Here is a 21,782-nt window from a genome sequence, read left to right on the forward strand (position 1 = left end):
ACGTTGGGCGCCGTAGTAGTAGGCCTGGGCCCGTGGCTACTGCCCGACCAGCCCCGCCCGGAGCACCTTCGTGAACAGCACCGTGCCGTCCTGCTCGCGCAGCCGCACCGTCATGTCGCCGGAGTGGCCGTCGATGTCGACCTGCCCGAAGAACTGGTAGCCCTCGGCGGGCGAGACGTTCGAGGCCGTCGGCGCCTTCACGAAGACCCGCTCCGGCCCGAAGGTGGCGTCCAGCGCGCTCGCCGGGAAGGCACCCGCGTTCAGCGGGCCGGACACGAACTCCCAGAACGGCGCGAAGTCCGTGAACGCCGCGCGCGAGGGCTGGTAGTGCTGCGCCGAGGTGTGGTGGACGTCGGCGGTCAGCCACACCGTGCCCGTGATCCTGCGGTGCTTGACGAACCGCAGCAGCTCGGCGATCTGCAGCTCACGGCCGAGGGGCGCGCCCGGGTCGCCCTGCGCCACGGCCTCGATGTTCGGCTTCCCCTCCGTGGTGTCGGGCACCACCAGCCCGAGCGGCATGTCCGCGGCGATCACCTTCCACACCGCGCGCGAGCGCGACAGCTCACGCTTCAGCCACTCCAGCTGCTCCCGGCCGAGGATGCCCTGCGCGTCGTGGGCCTGGTCGTCGGGGGAGTTGGCGTTGCGGTACGTGCGCATGTCGAGGACGAAGACGTCCAGCAGGGGGCCCTGGCGCACCACCCGGTACACCCGGCCGGCGCCGTCCGGGCGCAGCGAGGAGATGGGGAAGTACTCCGCGAACGCCCGCCGCGCCCGGGTCGCGAGGACGTCCACGCTCTTCTCGGTGTAGCGCGGGTCCGAGGCGGCGATCACCTCGCCCGGGTACCAGTTGTTGCGGACCTCGTGGTCGTCCCACTGGATGACCGACGGCACCCGGGCGTTGAAGCGCCCCAGGTTCTCGTCGAGCAGGTTGTAACGGAAGTTGCCGCGGAACTCGGCCAGGGTCTCGGCGACCTTGGACTTCTCCGCTGTGGTGATGTTGCGGTAGGTGCTGCCGTCGGGGAGCGCCTGGGTCGCCGCGATCGGGCCGTCGGCGTAGATGTTGTCGCCGCTGCACAGGAAGAAGTCAGGGTCCACCGCGCCCATGGCGTCGAAGATGCGGTAGCCGCCGATGTCGGGGTTGATGCCCCAGCCCTGCCCGGCCAGGTCGCCCGACCACACGAAGCGCACCCCGCCGCGCCGCCCGTCGGGCGCCGTACGGAAGGTGCCCGTGACCGGTGCGCCGGTGCGGCGCGGGTCGTCGGGGTCGGCCAGCAGCACCCGGTAGTGGACCTGTTCGCCCGCCGGCAGGCCGTGCAGCCGGGTCACCCCGGTGAAGTCGGTGCCGGGGCCGACCACCGGGCCGTGGAAGCGCCGGGTGTGGCGGAACGACTCGGTCGCCGAGGTCTCCACCACCATCCGCGCCGGCCGGTCCGCGCGCACCCACACCAGACCGCCCGACGCCGTCACATCGCCGGTCTGCACACCCGACGTCGCCGCCGGCCTCCCCGACAGGGCGAGCGCGGGCGCGGCAACCGCCGGCACCAGCAGCGCCCCGGAGGCCGCGAGCCCGCCCCTCAGCACCGAGCGCCGCCCGACCGTGCTCCCGGATCCGTCCGCCATCCTGACCTCCCAAGTACCGCACCGCGTACGCCGAAAATGCGTCCGCCCCCGTTCCTACTCGCGCCGTGTGCCGTCGATCCGAACGCCCAGTGAACAACCGCACCGCGCCGTACGGCGGCGCCCGCCCGCCCACGCACTCCCCACCGGCCGCCCCGCACGACGAAACCCCCTGGTCACCGCGGGCTCCGCCGCCATACGATGTTCCGCAATCCGGCGGCCGCGATCACCCGATCGCCCTACCCGCGCCCCGTTCCCCCTCCCCGGAACGCACCGGCGCCCCCACCATGACTGCAGATCAGACACCGCACGCCTTCCAGGTCGACCTGCGTGGCCTGGTGGACCTCCTCTCCCACCACCTCTACTCCAGCCCCAAGGTCTACCTGCGGGAGCTGCTGCAGAACGGCGTCGACGCGATCACCGCCCGCCGGGCCGAACAGCCCGACGCCCCCGCCCGGGTGCGGCTGCACGCCGAGGGCGGCCGGCTGCGCGTCGAGGACACCGGCGTCGGCCTCACCGAGTCCGACGTGCACGACCTGCTGGCCACCATCGGCCGCAGCTCCAAGCGCGACGGCCTGGAGAGCGCCCGCTCGGAGTTCCTCGGCCAGTTCGGCATCGGGCTGCTCGCCTGCTTCGTCGTCGCCGAGCAGATCCGCGTCGTCAGCCGTTCCGCCCGCACCCCGGACGCCCCGCCCGTCGAGTGGACCGCCCGGGACGACGGCTCGTACACCGTCCGCACGCTGCCCGCGCAGGACCACCCGGAGCCCGGTACGACCGTGTACCTGACCGCCCGGCCGGGCGCCGCGGAGTGGCTCGCCGAGGAGCGCGTGCTCGCCCTCGCCAAGGACTTCGGCTCCCTGCTGCCGTACGACGTGCGGGTCGGCGACACGCACGTCACCGAGCGCCCGCCGGTCTGGGAGCGCCCGCACCCCGGTCAGGCCGCCCGCCGGGTCGCGCTCGCCCGGCACTGCCACGAGCAGTTCGGCTTCACCCCGCTCGACGTCATCGACCTCGACGTCCCCCTCGCGGGCGTGCGCGGCGTCGGCTACGTCCTGCCCGCCGCGGTCAGCCCCGCCCAGCGCGCCGGGCACCGCGTCCACCTCAAGGGCATGCTGCTGACCGACCGGGCCGACGAACTCCTGCCGGAATGGGCCTTCTTCGTCCGCTGCGTGATCGACACCGACAGCCTGCGCCCCACCGCGTCCCGGGAGAGCCTGTACGCCGACGAGACGCTCGCCGCCGTCCGCGAGGCGCTCGGCGAACGCATCCGCGGCTGGCTGACCGAACTCGCCGCGGGCGACCGGGAACGGCTCGCCCAGTTCCTCGCCGTCCACCACCTCGGCGTCAAGTCGCTCGCCCGGCACGACGCCGGGATGCTCCGCACGATGCTGCCCTGGCTGCCGTTCGAGACCACCGACGGGCAGCTGTCGCTCGAGGAGTTCGCCCGCCGCCACCGGGTCGTCCACTTCACCCGCACCGTCGAGGAGTACCGCCAGGTCGCGGCCATCGCCTCCGCGCAGGGCATCGGGGTCGTCAACGGCGGCTACACCTACGACGCCGACCTGGTCGAGCTGCTGCCGACCGTGCGTCCCGGCACCGCTGTCGCCGAACTCGACGCGGACACCGTCACCGCGCACCTCGACGCCGTCGACCCCGCCGAGGAACTCGCCCTGTCCGGCTTCCTCGCCGCGGCCCGCGCCAGGCTCGACCCGCTCGGCTGCGACGTGTCGCTGCGCACCTTCCACCCGGTCACCGTCCCCGCGCTCCACCTGGACGACCGGGCCGCCCGCCACGAACGCGCCCGCGCCGAGGAGGAGGAGCAGGCCGACGAGCTGTGGGCGGGCATCCTCGGCTCGCTGCGCGGCGGCACCCCGCGCGCCCGGCTCGTGCTGAACCACCTCAACCCGTTGGTCCGGCGGATCAGCGGCTTCACCGACCCCGAACTCGTCGGCACCGCCGCCGAGGCGCTGTACGGCCAGGCCCTGCTGATGGCCCAGCGCCCGCTGCGCCCCGCCGACTCCGCGCTCCTCAACCGCGCCTTCCTCGGTCTGCTGCAGTGGGCGGCGCAGACCGCGGACGGCCCCGCGGGGAAGCCCGGCGACGCCGAACAGGAGGACGGCCGATGAGCACCCAGGATCCGGCGGCCGAGACCATACGCCGCGCCCTCCACCACAACCGCGACGAGCCCGAGGGCCGCGCCCGCAACGCCGGTGCCGAGCGGCTCGTCGCCGAGGCCGAGGCCACCGGGGACACCCCGCTCCTCGTCGACGCCCTGTTCAACCTCGCCGGCGCCTACGCGTACAGCAGCGAGAAGGACAAGTTCTTCGTGCCCTTCGCCCGTCTGCTGCGCATGTGGGACGAGCGGCCCGGGGAGTTCGACGGCGCGAACACCCACCACCTGCACTGGATCTTCAAGTGGGTGGCCAGCGGCATGCTCGACCAGCCCGACGTGCCGCTCGCCTCCATCGAGAAGTGGCAGCGCGAGATGGAGCACCGCTACCGCCTCGCGGGCCACTCCGAACGCGCCGTCCGCCAGGGCGAGTTCCGCATCGCCCGGCACCTCGGCGACACCGCCCGCGCCGAGGCCGCCCACGCCGCGTGGCTGGCCGCCGACCGCGACGCCATGGCCGACTGCCACGCCTGCGAACTCCACGGCCAGGGCAGCTGGCAGGTCGACCGCGGCCGCGACGAGGAGGCGCTGCGCGCCTGGGAGCCCGTCCTCTCCGGGCAGTACACCTGCGCCCACGAACCGCACAACGTGCTGGCGTCCTCGCTGCTGCCGCTGGTCCGGCTCGGCCGGCTCGACGAGGCACGCGCCCACCATCTGCGCGGCTACCGCCTGGTGCGGCCGATGGAGAGCATGCGCGGCGCGGTCTCCTGCCACGTCGAGTTCTGCGCCCTGACCGGCAACGAGGCACGCGCCCTGGAGATCCTCGCCGAGCACCCCGCGTACTTCACCGACACCGGCGACCCCGACACGCTCATGGACCACCTGGCCGTCAGCGGTCTGCTGATGCGCCGCCTCGTCGCCCTCGGCCATGGCGACCGGAGCGTCCCCGGGCCCGCCGGCACCGACTGGACCGCCCGCGCGCTGCTCGTCCACGCCGAGCGCGAGGCCGCGGCCGTCTCCGCGCGCTTCGACGCCCGCAACGGCAACGACGCCGTCAGCCGCCGCCTGCGCGAGCGCCTCGCCGCCGGGCCCCTCGTGGAGCGGCTCCCGCTGGGCGTCCGGGCCCGGCAGCGCCTGACCGCGCCCGCCGCACCTCCGCGGCCCGCGCCCGCGGCGGCCGCCGTGCCCGCGGACTCCGAGGACGTCGGCGCGCTGCTGGCCGAGGCCCGCGCGCTGAGCGACGCCCAGCACCCCGACGCGGGCCCCGCCTGGGCCGCCGCGGGCCGCGCCGCGGAACGCACCGGCGCCGCCCTGGGCGACCTGGACCGCGCCGAGATCGCCGACCACGCCGGCATCGCCGCCTTCACCGACCCCGGCACCGCCGTACCGCTCCTCGAGACCGCCGCCGAACTGTTCGAGGCGGCCGGGAAGCCGGGCGAGGCCGCCGCCTGCCGCGTCCGCGCCGCGTACGCGGCGGCCGTCGCGGAGCGGACCGGCCGGGCCCTCGCCGCGCTCGACGCCGCCGTCGACGCGCTGGGGGAGCTGCACGGCGCCGGCCGGGCCACCGCCCGCCAGCTGACCGGCGCCTGGCTGGCCAGGCTCGACCTCACGCCGCCCGGCACCGGGGACGAGGCGGAACTGCTGCGGATCATCGCCTTCGCCGAGGAGCACCGCGACGAGGAACGGATGGCGGGCCGGCTCGCCGACGCGATCACGCTGCAGGCCCGTCACACCGCCGCACGCGGCGACTCCGCGGCCTCCGCCGGGCTCTTCGCGCGGGCCGCCCGCCTCCACCACGAGGCCGCGACCCCCTGGTACGCCGCCGAACCCGAGGCGCTGCTCGCCGACCTCTCCCTCCAGCGGGACGACCACACCACCGCGGAGGAGTCCGCCCGTGCCGCGCTGGAGCACGGCGCCGCCGCCCTGGGCCCGGTGCACCGCGCCCACCTGCACACCGTGCTGGCCGCCGCACTCGCTGCCCGCGGCGCCGACGCCGAGGCCGCCGACCACGCCCTGGAGGGCGCCCACTGGGCCGACGAGGGCGACATGTCGGAGGAGCTCGGCGCCTGGGCGCGGCTCGTCCTCGGCGGGGCGCTGCTGCGCGAGGGCAGGGCCGCGGAGTCCGCCACCGTCCTGGAGACCGCCCTGCCCGACCTGGTGCGCGCCCACCACGACGGGCGGGTCGTCCAGGCGCGCTGGTGGCTGGGCGAGGCACTGCGCGACCTGGACGAGCCGCGCGCCGCGGCCGAGCAGTTCCTGCTCGCCGCGGAGATCGCGCAGGACTGGGAGGAGCAGCAGGACCACGCCGTCCTGGCGAACCTCGCCGCCGACTCCCTGGAACGGGCCGGCCTGGCCGGCGAGGCCGCACAGGCGTACAGCCGCGCCGGTGAGCTCTGGCGCGCCATGGAGCGTCCCGTCCCGCTCGTGCGCACCCTGCGCGCCCGGGCCTGGCTCTCCCTCCACGACGGCCGGGGCGGCCTCGCCGAGGGCCGTGCCGCGATGGCCGAGGCCGCCGCGGTCGCCGAAAAGGCACTGTCCGCGGCGACGACGGCCGGAGACGGGGCGGCCGCGACCCACCTGCGCGCCGAACTGGCGGGGACCCACCGGCAGACCGGCGAACTGATCGTCCGCTCCTGCCCGGGCGAGCCCGGCGAGGACGACACGGACGGCTCGGCCCGCGCCGCGTACGAGGAGGGTCTGGCCTGCGCCGAACGCGCGATCACGCTCTTCGACCCGGGTCCCGCGCGCAGCGCGGCCCAGCTCATGGCCGCCTGGCTCGAGGCCGACCTGGGACGGCACGCCGCGGCCGCGGAGCGGGCCCGGGCCGTGATCGCCCAGTACGCGGGACAGGGCGAGAGCGGGGGCGAGGGAGGGGGCGAGGGAGGGGACGCCGAGGTCGCCGCGCAGCGGCTCGCCGAGGCCCGTTCCGTCCTCGAATACGTCGGCGAGCGGCCCGCCGGACCGGAGAAGGCAGAGGCCGGGGAGGCGTAGGCCCGGCGGGCGGCACCGTCCTGACCGAGAAGAAGGAGGACATGGAGGGTTAGTCTGAATGGTGGCTTTTGCCGTTTCCCGGCGCGTGAGGAGGCCACCGTGACAGCCGAAGCCCTCCGGTCCGATTTCGCACCGGCCGACGGCCGGTACCTGCCGATCGCCGCCCACGGGCTCATCGGCGACCTGCGCAGCGCGGCGCTGGTCGGCACGAACGGCACCATCGACTGGTACTGCTCCGGGCGCTTCGACGCCCCCAGCATCTTCGCCTCGATCCTCGACGCCGACCGGGGCGGCAGCTTCGAGCTGGCCGCGGACGTGCCCGCGCGCACCAAGCAGTTTTACTTCCCCGACACCAATGTGCTGATCACCCGGTTCTTCGCCGAGGACGGCATGGGCGAGGTGCAGGACTTCATGCCGGTCGTCGACGAGTCCCACGAGGCCGACCGGCACCGGCTGATCCGCCGCGTGGTCTGCGTACGGGGCGTGCTGCCGTTCCGGATGCGGGTGGCCCCGCGGTTCGACTACGGCACCGTGCCGCACACCGTGCACATGAACGGGATGCAGGCGCTCTTCGCCACCCCGGCCCAGACCATCGCCCTGACCTGTTCGGTGCCGCTGGAGAACGACGGCCGGGACGTGTGGGCCCAGTTCAAGCTCTCCGAGGGCGAGGCCGCCGTCTTCGCCCTGGACCAGGTCGGCGACGGTGTCGGCCCGCGCGGCTGCCCGCTGACCGAGGCGGAGGACCAGTTCGAGAAGACCGTGCGCTACTGGCGGCACTGGCTCTCCCAGTCGAAGTACCGGGGCCGCTGGCGCGAGATGGTGCACCGGTCCGCGCTGACCCTGAAGCTCCTCACCTACGCGCCGACCGGCGCCATCATCGCCGCGCCCACCACCAGCCTCCCCGAGCGCATCGGCGGCGAGCGCAACTGGGACTACCGGTACGTCTGGATCCGCGACGCCGCCTTCTGCGTCTACGCGCTGCTCAGGCTGGGCTTCACCGACGAGGCCGAGGCCTTCATGAACTTCCTGTCGGACCGCATCTGCATGGGGGGACCGCGCTGCACCGGCGGCCCGCTGCAGATCATGTACGGCATCGACGGCCGTTCCGAGCTGCCCGAACGGGAGCTGGACCACCTGGAGGGGTACGCGGGTTCCGCGCCGGTCCGGGTGGGCAACAACGCCGTCCACCAGCTGCAGCTGGACATCTACGGCGAGCTCATCGACTCGCTCTACCTCTACGACAAGTGGGGCAAGCCGATCTCCAGCAGCCACTGGGACACCGTCTGCGAACTCGTGGACTGGGTCTGCGACAACTGGGACCAGCCCGACGAGGGCATCTGGGAGACCCGCGGCGGCCGCAAGAACTTCCTCTACTCCCGTGTGATGTGCTGGGTGGCGATCGAGCGCGGCATCCGCATGGCGAACCACCGCGGCCTGCCCGCCAACCGCGAGCGCTGGTACGGCGCCCGCGACGCCATCTACCGGCGGATCATGAGGAACGGCTGGTCGCAGGCGCGCGGCGCGTTCACCCAGAGCGAGGGCGAGGACGTGCTGGACGCGTCGGTGCTGATGATGCCGCTGTCCAAGTTCATCTCGCCGACCGATCCCAAGTGGCTCTCGACGCTCGACGCCCTCGGCAAGGACCTGGTCTCCGACTCCCTGGTCTACCGCTACGACCCTGTGGCGAGCCCGGACGGCCTGCCCGGCGACGAGGGAACCTTCTCCATCTGCTCCTTCTGGTACGTCGAGGCCCTCAGCCGCGCCGGGCGCATGGACGAGGCGCGCCTGGCCTTCGAGAAGATGCTCACGTACGGCAACCACCTCGGCCTGTACGCCGAGGAGATCGACCGCGCCGGCGAACTGCGCGGCAACTTCCCGCAGGCGTTCACGCACCTGGCCCTGATCAGCGCCGCCTTCAACCTGGACCGGGCACTCGGCTAACGGTGCCGCGTGGCGTGGCGGACCCAGACGTTGGGCTCGACGTACACGGCGTGGTCGTGCGCGGTGTCGCAGTGCACCGGAACCAGCGCGCCGGGTACCTCGACGGCGCCGTCCCGGTCGAAGGGGAGCCCCGTCCAGCGCCGCCACTGGGACAGCGTCCCGCTGACCGTCATCGAGGCCGGCGCGACCCTCACGACGACACCGCCCGCCCTGACGTGCACCCGCAGCCACGGGTCCTCGGGAAGCCCGTCCTCGCGCAGCAGGCCGACGTAGTCGGCCATGGGGAGCCGCGGCCGCAGGTGCTTGGCCGTGGGACGGACCGGGGCGAGCAGCGCGTCGTGGCCCAGGTCCCGCGCGGTGTCGCGCAGCGCGGCGACCATGCGGTGCGACAGGCCCCGCCCCAGGTGGCCGGTGTCGATGGTGATCTCCAGCGCGCTGGCGGCCGTCGCCGGTCGCCCGTCGCGCAGGTCGGAGTACGCCCACACCAGTACGCGGTCCCAGCCCTGGTCCGGAGTCTCCTCGCGGCCCTGAGCGGTGGCGTCGAACGGGACGGCGAAGCCGCGCGCCACGACCCGGTCGCCGTCGGTCGCGACGACGCAGTACCGGGGGAAGTCCTCGGCGACCCGGTGCAACAGGGCGCCGGCGACCGGGTCCTGGGGGACGAAGGCCGGCCAGTTCTCGGAGATCTCCCAGAGCCGGGGGATCAGCTCGGGGCGCTCGGCGAGCGGGGTGATGCGGACGGTTCCGGTGTCGTTCACGAGGCGGCACCCTGCCAGACGCGCCGCCGCCGCGGCATCCCGATTTCCCCTCAGGCCGCCCGGCCGACGTCCGTGCGGGCCACGACCGCGGCGCCGCCGCCGCGGCCGCCGACCGCCACGGCGCCCCGGCCCCAGCTGCCGGAACGCGCGCCGCGGGCCACCGCGGTGAGCGGCACGGCGGCGAGCAGGAGCAGGCAGGCCAGGACCCCGCCCATCGCCGGGAAGCCCAGCCTGGCGCAGAGCAGCGCGCCGGTCAGCGGTCCGCAGGCCACCCCGAGCGAGGACGCGGAACCGGCGTACACCGCCCAGCGGCCCCGCGGGTCGAGGGCGGCGGCCAGCCCGATCAGGTACGAGAGCACCACCGGGTAGACGGTGTTCCACAGCACCTCTCCCACCGCGAACGCGACCGGGCCGCGGGCGGAGGCGCCGACCGCCACGCACACGGCGATCACCACCGTGCCCGCCCCGATGGGCACCGCGCGCCCGAGGCGCGCACCGAGGGCGCCCGCGGCCACGACGCCGAGCAGCCCGCCCCCGAGGGCGACCGCGAACACCATGCCGACCGCGGCCTCCGACAGGCCGACCCGGTCCAGCCCGATGCGACCGCTCACGCCCCACAGCGCGTTCTGCGCCAGCGACCAGCACAGCATCGACACGGCGAGCACGGCCCCGGCGGCCAGGTGCGGCAGCGGCAGCCCGGTCGGTTGCCCGGCGGCCGTGGAGTGCGGACAGGGCCGCGCGGGCAGCCGCCGGGTCAGCGGGAGCACGAGCAGGGCCGTCGCGGCGATGGCCGCGAAGGGCAGCGCGTGGCCGCCGCCCAGCCGCGGCAGTACGAGGTAGAGCGACCCGGCAGCCGCCGAGGTGGCCAGCAGCGCGAGCACCGTGACCTGGTGGGGCTCCCGTTCACCGGAGATGCCGACGGCGGCCACGGCCGTCGAGGTGCCGGAGCCGAACCCGCCCGCCACGCAGCCGAGGACGACCAGGGGCACCTGGCCGGTCGCCGCGGCCGTCGTGAAGCCGCCCGCGATCATCAGCAGCCCGAGCCGGGCCAGTCGCGCCCGGCCGATCCGGTCGACCCGCGAGGCCAGCGTGAACCCGGCGCAGGCCGAGCCGAGCAGCAGCGCGCTGCCCACCGCCCCGGCCTGGGAACCGCTCAGGCCGAGACCGGTGGTGAGGCGGCCGACGACGGTCGGCATCAGGTACGGCGCGAGGTAGCCGGCGCAGAAGAGCGCGACGAGCGGCAGCAGGGCGCGCGAGGGCGCGGTCCGCGAAGACATGGGCGTTCCTGGGTGAGGGACGGCCGAAGGCACGGCGAGCAGGTGGGGGAGTCGTGCGACCGTCGACGGACAGGAACGCGCGGACCATATGTATCAAGCAACCAGGCGTGCCGATAAGGGGGTGCCCCCGGCTTAAACCCGCCGTTGCCGAATCGAGATCAAACGCTCGCGTGAAGCACACGCACCCAGGTGCCAGGCACGGCGGCCGTCGGGCACCCGCCGGTGCGCCGCCGCCCACGCGTCCGGGGAGAGCAGTCGGTCCGGCACCCCGGGACGGACGTCCGGCGGCCTGCCGGGGCGGCGCCCGGCGCGGGCGTGCGCCACATCACACCGGGGGGTCCGGAACGGGCGGGAACTCCCTCCCCGCGCCGGTAGTTCGACAGATACGGGCCGGGGGCGGAACGCCGGCTCGGCCAGCGGCCCCGACCGGGGGCCCCCGTCCCGGTCGGGGTCTTCATCGTGAGGCCGCGGGAGGCCGCACCGGCCCCCGCGGCCCACCGATGCCTACTTGACCCCGAGCAGCTGCTCGATCGGGTCGATCGCGAAGTGGACGACGAAGAGCGCCGACACCGCCCACAGCAGCCAGTGCACCTGCCGGGCCTTGCCCAGCACGGCCTTGAGCAGCACGAAGGCGATGAAGCCGGCACCGATGCCGTTGGTGATCGAGTACGTGAAGGGCATCACGGCGATCGTCAGGAACGCGGGGACGGCGATCTCGAAGTCGTCCCAGCCGATGTTCTTGACCTGGGTCATCATCAGGAAGCCGACCGCGACCAGGGCCGGGGCCGCCGCCTGCAGCGGCACGATCGTCAGCAGCGGGCTCAGGAAGAGGGCCACCGCGAACAGGCCGCCGGTGACCAGGTTGGCGAAGCCCGTACGGGCCCCCTCGCCGACCCCGGCCGCCGACTCGATGTAGGCGGTGTTCGACGAGGAGGAGGCGGCGCCGCCCGCGACCGCCGCGGCACCGTCGATGAGCAGCACCCGGCCCAGGTTCGGGACCTTTCCCTCCTCGTCCAGCAGGCCCGCCTCGGTCGTGATGCCGACGACCGTGCCCATGGTGTCGAAGAAGTCCGACAGGATCAGGGTGAAGACCAGCAGCACGACCGTGATGAAGCTGACCTCGGCGAAGGCGCCGAAGAGGCTGAAGTGCCCCAGCAGCCCGAAGTCCGGTGCGGCGAACACGTCGTCGGGCACCTTGGGCGTGGTCAGGCCCCAGCTCTTCACGTCCGCGACGGCGTCGACCACGATCGCCAGCACCGTCATGGCGACGATGCTGATCAGGATCGCGCCCTTCACCTTCCGGGCCAGCAGGGCGATCGTCAGCAGCACGCCCAGGCAGAAGACCAGCACCGGCCAGCCCGACAACGCCCCGCTCCCGCCCAGTTGCACGGGAACCGTGGTGTTCGCGGCGTCCGGGATGCGGCTGACGAAGCCGGCGTCCACGAAGCCGATGAAGGCGATGAACAGGCCGATGCCGACGCTGATCGCCTGTTTCAGCGGCTGGGGTATCGCGTGCATCACCGCTTCGCGGAGCCCGGTGACCACCAGGACGCAGATGACCAGGCCCTCGATGACGATGAGGCCCATCGCGTCGTCCCAGCTCATCAGGGGCGCGATCTGGAAGGCGACGACCGCGTTGAGGCCGAGGCCCGCCGCGATGGCCAGCGGCAGGTTGCCGCCGACGCCCATGACGATCGTCATGACGGCCGCCACCAGCGCGGTGGCGGTGACCAGTTGACCGGTCGACAGGACGTGTCCGAACTTGTCCTTCGCGCTTCCCAGGATGATCGGGTTCAGCACGAGGATGTACGCCATCGTAAAGAAGGTGGCGAAACCGCCGCGGACTTCGCGGCCGAAGGTCGATCCGCGCTCCCCGACGCGGAAGTAGCGGTCCAGTGCGTTCTGAGGTGGTGGTGGCGGAGAGCCCTTCGCCACGTCGGTGGCCTGAGCGGACATGGTGCTCCTCGGGGTTGGTGCAACAACCGGGCAACCTGCTGGAGGCTGGAGGGATTGTGTACGCCGAAGCGCCCGCTCGGGTTTTGAATCCGTTTCCTTGTGTTAACGAATCGGCATTGCGCGGCAGAAGGGCGCTGCCGGGAGTTGCGTACGGGGTGCGCCGGCGGTTCGGCTGTCCCGGCGCACCGGCCCATCCGGCAAAGAGTAATGCGGGGGTCGAGATGCCCGACCGGCCGGCCGCCACGACGACACCGCGCCGCGCGCCGACGGTGCGCACCACGCCCCGTCCCGGCGGCGGACAGACGTGGAGGACCCTCCGGGCCGCACCGGAAGGGCGTTCAGGGGTGTCGGTTAGGGTGCCCACGGGGCGGAGGCGCCAGGAGCGGTTCGAGGTGGGGAGCGGCTGTGCACGGTCATCCGGAGGGTCACGAGAGCGGGGCGCGCCTGGAGGCGGAGGGTGAAGTGGCCACCGCGCGCATCGCGCTGGCCGGGGGCGACCTCGGGCACGCGGCCCGGCACCTGGAGGACGCGCTGGCGCGCGACCCGGGGCTCCCCGAGATCCACGAGGCGCTGGCCGAGTTCGCCGCGCGCGTCGGGGGCGCGCAAGCGGCGCTGACGTACTTCGCCCCCGAGGAGCGGGCGTTCATCGGCACCGTGGCGGCGCGCGGCCACCTCTGCGCGGTGGCGGGCCATTGGGACGAGGCCGTCGGCCTGCTCGCCCAGTGCGCCGGGCACGAACCGCAGCGGCCCTGGCTGGACGTGGCGTGGCTGTGCCGCCCCGACATCGCGGAGCTCGTCGCGCCGGACACCGTGGCCCGCGCGGCGGCGCGCGTCGCGCCGCAACTACCCGACCCGGTCGACGAGGAGCGGCGCGGCCCGCTGCTGCCGCTGCTCGACCTGGTCCGCGCGAGCGCCGCGCGCCATCCCGACCACACGATGCTGCTGTGGTGCGGTTCCACCCTCGCCCGCCGCATGGGCGGCACCGAGGAGGCGGTGGGCTGGGCGCGGCGCTCGTACGAGCTCGAACCCTCCCACCCCGCCGCGGTGATGCTCGGCTACGCGCTGCGCAGCGCCGGCCGTTCCGAGGAGGCGCTGGAGGTCTGGCGGCGCGAGGTCGCCCGCGACCCCTCCGACCTCGATCTGTACGTCGACATCGCCGAGCTGCTGGACGGTCTCGGCCGTCCCGCCGAGGGCGTGGCGTGGGCCGAGCGGGCGCTGGCGGCCGACCCCTCGCACCCCAAGGCGGCCCCCGCGGTGCACGCGCTGCGCCACGCCGTGGAGCCGGACCTGCGGCATCTGGTCGCCCTCGCCGACCACCTGCGGGCCGAGCCCGGTCACGGCTACGCGGCGGACCTGCTGGCCCGGCTGAGCCAGGGCACGCCGTGGCTCAACTGGATACCCGGCGGCAACGAGGCCGTCATCAGCCTGCTGCACCAGGCGCTCGGGCAGTCCGTGCCGGGCGACGCCGGGCTGACGCTGACCATCTCCGCGCTGGAGCCGCCGAGCGCGCTGCTCGCGCTCCGCGCCGCCTACCCGAACGCGGTGACCGAGATCCAGTCCGTGCCCGAGCCGGATCCGCGGATCCCCCCGCGCCCCGTGGAGGCCGAGCTCTGGGCCTACCAGGGCACGACCGCACGGCCCGCGGTGCGCCCGCCGTCCCCGGAGGCGGCCGAAGCGGTGCGCCGTCTGGCGTGGCACGGCTGGCCGCACCTGGTCGCGGCCTACGACGACGCGGTGGCGCTCTCCGGGCTCGACCCCGAGGACCTGCTGGGTGTGCTCGTCCACCCGCCGGCCCCGCGCGAGGACGAGATGGGCCGCGCGCTCGCCGCCCAGGCCCCCGACCTGTGGATCCGCTGCGTGCAGGTCTGGGCGTGCCTGGGTCTGGCGCACCACCGCACGGATGAGCCCTGGGCCGTCTCCCGGCGCCGCGCGCTCCTCGTGGACGTGCTGAACAACGCCGAGGACTGGGTGTGCGAGGCGGCCGCGCTCGCGATCGTCGCGACCGCCTGGACCGACCCCGCCGTGCGCAAGGACGCGGCCGAGCTCGTCGGGCGCCGCCTGCTGGACGCCCTGGAGGCGAGGCGGACCCGGGTCGTCACCCTGACCTGGTCGCTGTGCCATCTGGCCCTGGCCACCCCGGAGCTGATCCCGCAGGTCGCCGCGCTCGCCACCGACATACTCCGCGTGATCGACACGGAGGACGACGAGGAGGCCGCCGCCTCACAGTAGCCGGAGCGCGCCGCGACGCTACAGACCGCCGGAGACGCGCAGCACCGCGCCCGTGGTGTACGACGCGTCCGGCGACATCAGCCACGCCACCGCGCCGGCGACCTCGTCCGGCTCTCCGGGCCGCCGCATGGGCACGCGGTCCGGGTTGCGCCAGGGCCGTTCGGGGTCGCCCATCGCGGCGTGGATGTCGGTCACGATCATGCCGGGCTGCACGGAGTTGACGCGGACGCCGTCCGGCGCCAGCTCCTTGGCGAGGCCCACGGTCAGGGCGTCGACCGCGGCCTTGCTGGCGGCGTAGTGCACGTACTCCCCGGGACCGCCGAGCGTCGCGGCGCCGGAGGAGATGTTGACGATCGCGCCGCCGCGGCCGCCGTGCCGGGTGGACATCTCCAGAGCCGCGCGCCGGGCGCACATGATCGCGCCCATCACGTTGACGTCGATCACCCGGCGCATGACCTCGACCGGGGTCTCGGTGAACCGCCCCAGCGGCCCGGTGACGCCGGCGTTGTTGACCAGGCCCGTCACCGCGCCGAGCTGTTCGCCCACCGTGTCGAAGAGCGCGTCCACCTGTGCGGCGTCGCTGGTGTCGACGCGCACCACGACGCAGCGGGCGCCCGTGTCCCGCACCTTGCGGGCGGTGTCCTCGGCGGCGTCGGCGTCCTTCTCGTAACCGATGCCGACGGCGTGCCCCTCGCGGGCCAGCCGCAGGGCGACCGCCGCGCCGATGCCGCGGCCGCCTCCGGTGACCACCGTGACCGGACCCATGGCAGCTCCCTCGCTCGACGTGATCACGAACGCTACCAGCGGACGAACGGCGCATGACGGGCGCGAACACCTCGTGAACGGTGCGCGGTCCCGCCGTCCGCACATGCCCGGGCCCCTCAGCATTGGTCTTGACCAACTCGGGGGGCAGCTCTATCGTCGCCTAGTAGTGCAAGAACCTTTAATAAAGAGCCGTTCGGAAACAAGGCTGAACAAACCCCGGACGGCGTCAGGCGGATTGCGGAGGACAGGGTGGGGACCACGCAGCTCGAGAATGTGCCGGAGCCCAAGTACTGGCACCTCAAGACCGTCCTCATCGACGCGCTCGACTCCGAGTTCGAGGTCGGTGAGATCCTCCCCAACGAGCGTGATCTCGCCGCCCGTTTCGGTGTCGCCCGGGCCACCCTGCGCCAGGCGCTGGAGCAGCTGGAGCTCGAGGGCCGCCTGCAGCGCCGCCGCGGTGTCGGCACCATGGTCGCCCCGCCCCGCGTGGGTGTCTCCGTCGGCCCGTCGAGCGGCAGCTGGCCAGGCGCCACCGGTGACGCCTGGCGCACCGTGGGCTGCGTAGAGGCCGCCGCCCCGGCCGCCGTCGCGGACGTGCTCGGCACCGACACCGACGAGGCGGTGCACACCGTCCGCCGGGTCCGCTCGATGGGCGGCCAGTCCGTCGCCACGGAGCTGCTCTACGTCCCCCGGGCCTCCGTTCCCGGCCTTCCCGGCGACCTGACTCCGGCCGACCACGCCCCCGCCGTCCTGCGGGAGTTGCACGCCGTCGAACTCGACGGCGACGACCGGGCCGTGGAGCTGGGCTCGGCCCGCGCCGAGGACGCCAAGCAGCTCGACCGGCTGCCCGGCGCCCCCGTGCTGGTCGTCACCACCCGCTACTTCAGCGGCGGACGCGTCGCGGCGGTGGCCGTCGCCACGTACCGCGCCGACACCTGCCGGCTGACGTTCGGCGACAGCGGCGCGATGGAGATCACCCACCACGGCCAGGAGCGGCACGCGGCCGCGTCGTGACCCCGGCGCCGCCCCCGTCCCGTCCGGTCAGTAGAAGCGGCCCGTGTTGGCGTCCTTGGCGCCGCCGCTGCCGGACGGCACGGGCAGCGGGTGCCCGGAGCAGCTGACGTCCCGGTCGCCGGTGGCGCCGGACACCAGGTAGCGGTCGACGCGTGCGGTGACGCACTCGTTCCAGAAGCTGATCAGGCCGTGCGAGCCCCGTCCCGCCTCGGTGATCAACCGTGAGCCCGGCAGCCTGCGGTGCAGCTCGACCGCGCCCTCGTACGGCGTCGCCGCGTCCCGTTCCGACTGGACGATCAGCACCGGCGGCAGCCCCGACCCGGGGCGGGCCCCGACGTCCACCGCCCGCCCGCCCTCGACCGGCCACGAGGCGCAGGGCAGGTTGAGCCAGGCGTTCGCCCAGGTCTCGAAGGGGTGCTGCCGGGCGACCCGTGAGTTGTCGCGGTCCCACACGTTCCAGTCGCGCGGCCACGCCGCGTCCGAGCACTCCACCGCCAGGTAGACCGCCTCGCTGTTCTCCTCGTCCTTCGCCGCCCCGGGGTCGGGGGCGGCCGCGGCGATCAGCGGGTCGTCGTCCCCGCGCAGGTAGCGCGAGAGCAGATGGGCGAAGGAGACCCAGCGCTGGTCGTAGTACGCGGCCTGGACCGCCGCCGAGTGCAGTTCCCCGGCCCCCACGTTGCCGGCCGGGCGCTTGCCGAGCATGCGCATCGCCCGGTCGAAGCTCGCCTGCACACGGCCGGGCGTCCCGCCGAGGCCGTACACGGCGTCGTGCCCGGCCGCCCAGGCGCGCCAGTCCGCCCAGCGGCGCTCGAAGGCCACGTCCTGGGCGAGGTTGGCGCCGTACCAGACGCCGCGCGGGTCGGGGTTGACGACGCTGTCCACGACCATGCGGCGCACGTGCGAGGGGAAGAGGGTGGCGTACACCGCGCCGAGGTAGGTGCCGTAGGAGACGCCGTAGTAGTTGAGACGCGGCTCGCCGAGGGCGGCGCGGACGACGTCGAGGTCCCGCGCCAGATCCGCGGTGCGCATGTTCCGCAGCAGCGCGCCGCCCCGCGCGCCGCAGCTCTCCGCCCTGCGCCGGGCCTCCGCGCGCTTGGCGGCCTTCACCGCGGCGGTGGCCGCGCGCGGGTCGGCGCCGGGGGCGTGCCGGGTGGCCGCCGGGTCCGGGCAGGACAGCGGCGCGGAGTGGCCCACCCCGCGCGGGTCGAAGCCCACCAGGTCGTACGTCCTGGCCGCGGTCTCCCAGACCTTGCGGGTCACCGCCCCCACCCCGGGCCGGCCCACCGCGGGGTACCAGAGCCCCGACGCGCCGGGGCCGCCCGGGTTGAACACCAGGGAGCCCTGCCGGACGGAGGCGGGGCCGGCGGCGCGCAGGCGGCTCACGAGCAGGCCGATCTTCGCGCCTGCCGGCTCCGTGTAATCCACGGGGACCCGGACCGTGCCGCACTGCACGGGCGCCTTGAGTCCGCTGTCCGACGGGCACGCCCCGAAGTCGATCCCCGCGGCCCCGGCCGCCCGGGCCGCCACCGAGGCCCCCGCCATCCGCAACTGCTCGGCGACCACGGGCTCCGGGAAGTGCGCGGCGGCCGGGGCGGTCGCCGCGCCGGCCGTCAGCACCACGGACACTGCCAGGACCACTGCTCGCCGCACGCGGACGCCCTTTCGCCGGCCGCGCCCGCCGGCGCGGCACGCTCGCCGATGCGACGGATCGTCGGCTGGTCGGACAACCCGGCAAAGCAGGCAGGCCGATGAGCCGTGGAATTTCGCCCGTATTGCCCTGGCCGGGTCCCGCGGTCCCGCCGCTTCGGGGGCCGCCGTTGCCGTTCGGGCTCCCGCGGCGTGCGGCTCAGCGGCCGAGCAGCGAGGTCCGGGCCACCGCGAACAACTGCTCCTCGACGTGGTCGAGCGCGAGCCGCAGCGCCCCCGTGGCGACCGCCTCGTGCCCCAGCGCCGAGAGCGCCACCTCCGGGGGCCGCAGGCAGTAGCGCGCCAACTCGGTGCGCAGCGGCTCCAGTACGCCGTCCAGTCCGGCCGCCCAGCCGCCGATCACCACCAGTTCCGGGTCGATCGCCTGCACCAGCGCCGCCACGTCGTGCACCAGGCGCTGCAGGAACCGGTCGAAGGCCTCCCGCGCCTGGACGTCCCCCGACTTGGCGAGCGCGAAGACCTCGGCCACCGCGGACTCGTCCAGCGGGTGCAGCGGCGTCCCCGTCGTGGACAGCAGCCGTTCCGGCCTCGCTTCGCGGCCCAGCAGGTGCAGCGCCCCGATCTCGCCCGCGGCCCCGCCGAAGCCGCGGTGCAGCCGGCCCCCGATCAGCGACCCGGCCCCGGGGCTGAGGCCCGCCAGCACGAACACCACGTCGTCCGTGCCGGCGGCCGCGCCCTTCCAGTGCTCGGCGACGGCGGCGGCGTTCGCGTCGTTCTCCACCAGCACGGGGCAGCGGAACGACCGGCGCAACCGCTCGCCCAGCGGCAGCCCCGTCCAACCGGGCAGCGCCGTGCTCAGCCGCACCGCGCCGTCGGTCTCCACGATCCCCGGGCTGCCCACACCGACCGCCCACAGCGTGCTGCGGGCCACACCGGCCTTGCGCAGCAGTTCGGCGACGGTGCCGCGGACCCGCTCCAGGCGCTCGTCGGCCGGCAGCGCGTCGGCGACGTCGTGCGTCAGCGACCCGAGGACCCGGCCGCTCAGGTCCGAGAGCAGCGCCCGGATCTGCCGGGCCCCGATCTCCACGCCCAGCAGGTGCCCCGCCTCCGCGTGGAAGCGGAACCTGCGGGCCGGACGGCCCTGTTTGCGGGCGTCACCGGGCTCCTGCGGCACCTCCACCACCAGGCCCGACTCCGCCAGGCCCTCGATCACGCCCTCGACGGTGGGCCGCGAAAGCCCCGTCGTCTGCACCAGTTCGGTCAGGCTCACGGCGGGCCCGCCGCGCAGCGCATGGAGCACCACCGCGGAGTTGATCCGCCGGAGCAGGGACGGGTCCCCGCCGGTGAGCCGCCCCAACGTACGTCCTCCCTGCTCGCGCGCGTGTTGGCCGGATCGTACCCGTCCCGGCGGCCCGCGGCGAGTGGCACCGGCACAGGGTTACTGACTCGATGTCAAGTGTCACAGGCGCGGGGTTTACTGGAGCCATGGACCTGCCCGGCCATGTGGCCACCGTCGACGCGCTGCGCGCCCGCCCCTTCCCGGCGCGCGAAGAGCGCTCCGGCGCGGTCGAAAGCGGCCCTGGTTACCACATAGCGGACCTCCGCATCGGCGAGGACTCCTGGGAAGCCGACGGCGACCCGGCGGACGGACGGCAGGCCGAGGACGACATGGAAGCCGAGTGCCAGGCACTGGTCGAGGTGTTCACGGAGCGCTGGGGCGCCCCGGAGACGGTCGACCTCGCAACTCACCTCGAACGTCTCGTCGAGGGCGAGCCGGTGCCGCGCCCGCTCCGCACCCTGTGCACCTACGCCCACGAGGCGTGGGCCTGGCGCGTCGACGGCCGCTGGATCGGCGTGTGCGTCGGGCAGTGGGACCGGGAGCTGCCCCTCCAGCTCGTCGCCGCCGTCGGCGACGCCGCGGCCGTACCCTGACCACGTCGCACACCTCGACGCCCCGCCGCGCGCCCACTACCCTTTGCCCGGAACAGCCTGATGTGTCATCAAGCGCGACGACTCGGGCACCGCGGGCCCGGCACACACGGCGCGCACCGCTGGCACGGCTGACACAGCGATCCCGGCGCCATGGCGCCGTGCCGTACCGGGGGGCCGTCATGCCGAACCCGCACCTCCTGCGCCGCGCCGCGAGAAGACTCCTCGCCGCCGCCTGCGCCCTCGTCCTGGGCGGCGCCACCGCGCTCGTCCTCGCCCCCGCCGCCTCCGCCGAGCCCGCCACCCCGGCCGGCTACCCCGCGGGGGCGAGCGCCACCCGCTACGCGGGGCTCGCCTTCGACACGTGCACCGCGCCGGCCCTGTCGACGATCCAGGCGTGGAACGCCTCCCCGTACCGCGCGCTCGGCGTGTACATATCGGGCGTCAACCGCACCTGCGCCCAGCCGCAGCTCACGGCCGCCTGGGTCACCTCCGTGACCGGACTCAAGTGGCGCCTGCTGCCGATACACAAGGGCCTGCAGCCGCCCTGCGGCGCCCGGCCCGGCGACGCGAAGATCAGTACCACCCCCGGTTCCGCCCGGACCCAGGGCACCAGGGCCGCCGCCGAGGCCGTCGCCGCGGCCAAGGCGCTGGGCATGCGGCCCGGCAGCGCCCTCTACAACGACATCGAGCACTACACCCAGACCGACGCCGCCTGCCGCACCGGCGTCCTCACCTACCTGTCGGCCTGGACGAAGGAACTCCACCGGCTGGGTTACGTATCCGGCGTCTACATGAACCTCAACCTCGGCGCCAAGCAGCTCGCCGACGTCTACACCTCGGCCTCCTACGCCCGCCCCGACGCCCTGTGGATCGCCCGCTACGACGGCGCCGACACCCTCAAGGGCTGGAGCGGCGTCGCCGACGCCAAGTGGCCCGTCCACCAGCGCGCGAAGCAGTACCGCGGCAGCCACGACGAGACCTACGGCGGCGTCACCGTCAACATCGACAACGACCGGCTCGACGCGCCCGTCGCCACCGTCGCCCTCACCTACAGCGTGACGAGTTCCACCGCCCTCAAGGCCCGCAGCGGTCCCTCGACGACCTATCCCGTCGTGACCACCCACGCGACGGGCTCCGCCCTGAGCGTCGTCTGCCAGGCCCCGGGCCTGAAGGTGGGCACCACCCCCGTGTGGGACAAGCTCACCGACGGCACCTACGTCAGCGACCACTACGTCAGCACCCCGTCGGCCACGGGCTACAGCGCCCCCCTGCCGCGCTGCGTCCTCCCGTACCAGGTCACGGCGACCGGCGGCCTCACCGAACGCAGCGGCCCGGGCACCTCCCACGCCGCCAAGGGCAAGTCGCCGAACGGCGCCCTCGCCTGGGTCGTCTGCCAGAAGTCCGGCTCCAAGGTCGGCACGACCAGGATCTGGAACCGCCTCGACAACGGCCGCTACGTCTCCGACCACTACGTGGCCACATCCTCCGCCACGACGTACAGCAAGCCCCTCCCGCGCTGCTGAGCCCCGCACGGCGTCAAGGGGA

At 74.4% G+C, this 21,782-nt stretch carries 14 protein-coding genes; 7 read left to right on the forward strand and 7 right to left on the reverse strand.

Annotated features, from left to right (window positions below):
• Positions 1 to 36: 36 nt before the first annotated feature.
• On the reverse strand, positions 37 to 1,620 hold the full coding sequence (locus OIE69_RS34275; protein ID WP_326578421.1) for an alkaline phosphatase D family protein: 1,584 nt from the start codon (positions 1,618 to 1,620) through the stop codon (positions 37 to 39).
• Positions 1,621 to 1,904: 284 nt separating this feature from the next.
• Here OIE69_RS34275 and OIE69_RS34280 point away from each other — a divergent pair, with 284 nt between their 5' ends.
• The 3 genes from OIE69_RS34280 to OIE69_RS34290 all read left to right on the forward strand — a co-directional run bounded on the left by OIE69_RS34280 (position 1,905) and on the right by OIE69_RS34290 (position 8,659).
• Positions 1,905 to 3,743, forward strand: coding sequence for an HSP90 family protein (locus OIE69_RS34280; RefSeq protein ID WP_326578423.1), 1,839 nt, complete (start codon positions 1,905 to 1,907; stop codon positions 3,741 to 3,743).
• Entirely contained in the window at positions 3,740 to 6,718 is a 2,979-nt protein-coding gene (locus OIE69_RS34285) for a tetratricopeptide repeat protein (RefSeq protein WP_326578425.1), read from the forward strand. Before OIE69_RS34280 ends, OIE69_RS34285 begins: the two co-directional genes overlap by 4 nt.
• A gap of 99 nt (positions 6,719 to 6,817) precedes the next feature.
• Positions 6,818 to 8,659: a glycoside hydrolase family 15 protein gene (locus OIE69_RS34290; RefSeq protein WP_326578427.1), complete on the forward strand. Its 1,842-nt coding sequence runs from the start codon at positions 6,818 to 6,820 to the stop codon at positions 8,657 to 8,659.
• Here OIE69_RS34290 and OIE69_RS34295 read toward each other — a convergent pair.
• The 3 genes from OIE69_RS34295 to OIE69_RS34305 all read right to left on the reverse strand — a co-directional run bounded on the left by OIE69_RS34295 (position 8,656) and on the right by OIE69_RS34305 (position 12,650).
• On the reverse strand, positions 8,656 to 9,417 hold the full coding sequence (locus OIE69_RS34295; RefSeq protein WP_326578429.1) for an N-acetyltransferase: 762 nt from the start codon (positions 9,415 to 9,417) through the stop codon (positions 8,656 to 8,658). The genes OIE69_RS34290 and OIE69_RS34295 overlap by 4 nt on opposite strands.
• A 50-nt stretch (positions 9,418 to 9,467) precedes the next feature.
• Complete coding sequence (locus OIE69_RS34300) at positions 9,468 to 10,694, reverse strand: MFS transporter (protein ID WP_326578432.1); 1,227 nt, start codon at positions 10,692 to 10,694, stop codon at positions 9,468 to 9,470.
• A 504-nt stretch (positions 10,695 to 11,198) separates the two neighbouring features.
• Positions 11,199 to 12,650: an NCS2 family permease gene (locus OIE69_RS34305; protein ID WP_326578434.1), complete on the reverse strand. Its 1,452-nt coding sequence runs from the start codon at positions 12,648 to 12,650 to the stop codon at positions 11,199 to 11,201.
• Positions 12,651 to 13,055: 405 nt separating this feature from the next.
• Here OIE69_RS34305 and OIE69_RS34310 point away from each other — a divergent pair, with 405 nt between their 5' ends.
• Positions 13,056 to 14,879, forward strand: coding sequence for a tetratricopeptide repeat protein (locus OIE69_RS34310; RefSeq protein ID WP_326578436.1), 1,824 nt, complete (start codon positions 13,056 to 13,058; stop codon positions 14,877 to 14,879).
• Positions 14,880 to 14,897: 18 nt separating this feature from the next.
• Here OIE69_RS34310 and OIE69_RS34315 read toward each other — a convergent pair whose 3' ends face one another.
• Positions 14,898 to 15,644 (reverse strand): SDR family oxidoreductase, encoded by a 747-nt coding sequence (locus OIE69_RS34315; protein WP_326578438.1) that lies wholly within the window; start codon positions 15,642 to 15,644, stop codon positions 14,898 to 14,900.
• Between the two features lie 249 nt (positions 15,645 to 15,893).
• On the opposite strand from OIE69_RS34315, the gene OIE69_RS34320 reads away from it, so the two are divergent.
• Positions 15,894 to 16,658 carry a GntR family transcriptional regulator gene (locus tag OIE69_RS34320; RefSeq protein ID WP_326578440.1) on the forward strand — a complete coding sequence of 255 codons (765 nt, stop codon included), beginning with the start codon at positions 15,894 to 15,896 and terminating at the stop codon, positions 16,656 to 16,658.
• A 27-nt stretch (positions 16,659 to 16,685) separates the two neighbouring features.
• Here the strand turns inward: OIE69_RS34320 and OIE69_RS34325 are convergent, their stop codons facing one another.
• Both OIE69_RS34325 and OIE69_RS34330 read right to left on the reverse strand, forming a co-directional pair.
• Positions 16,686 to 18,308 (reverse strand): alpha/beta hydrolase, encoded by a 1,623-nt coding sequence (locus OIE69_RS34325; RefSeq protein WP_326578442.1) that lies wholly within the window; start codon positions 18,306 to 18,308, stop codon positions 16,686 to 16,688.
• A gap of 196 nt (positions 18,309 to 18,504) precedes the next feature.
• Positions 18,505 to 19,662: an ROK family transcriptional regulator gene (locus tag OIE69_RS34330; protein ID WP_326578444.1), complete on the reverse strand. Its 1,158-nt coding sequence runs from the start codon at positions 19,660 to 19,662 to the stop codon at positions 18,505 to 18,507.
• A gap of 128 nt (positions 19,663 to 19,790) precedes the next feature.
• Here OIE69_RS34330 and OIE69_RS34335 point away from each other — a divergent pair, with 128 nt between their 5' ends.
• Both OIE69_RS34335 and OIE69_RS34340 read left to right on the forward strand, forming a co-directional pair.
• Positions 19,791 to 20,237 (forward strand): hypothetical protein, encoded by a 447-nt coding sequence (locus OIE69_RS34335; RefSeq protein ID WP_326578446.1) that lies wholly within the window; start codon positions 19,791 to 19,793, stop codon positions 20,235 to 20,237.
• Positions 20,238 to 20,416: 179 nt separating this feature from the next.
• On the forward strand, positions 20,417 to 21,760 hold the full coding sequence (locus OIE69_RS34340; RefSeq protein WP_326578448.1) for a glycoside hydrolase domain-containing protein: 1,344 nt from the start codon (positions 20,417 to 20,419) through the stop codon (positions 21,758 to 21,760).
• The last annotated feature ends 22 nt before the right edge of the window (positions 21,761 to 21,782 follow it).

The sequence above is a fragment of the Actinacidiphila glaucinigra genome, from assembly GCF_035918135.1.
GTDB classification, from domain to species: domain Bacteria; phylum Actinomycetota; class Actinomycetes; order Streptomycetales; family Streptomycetaceae; genus Actinacidiphila; species Actinacidiphila glaucinigra.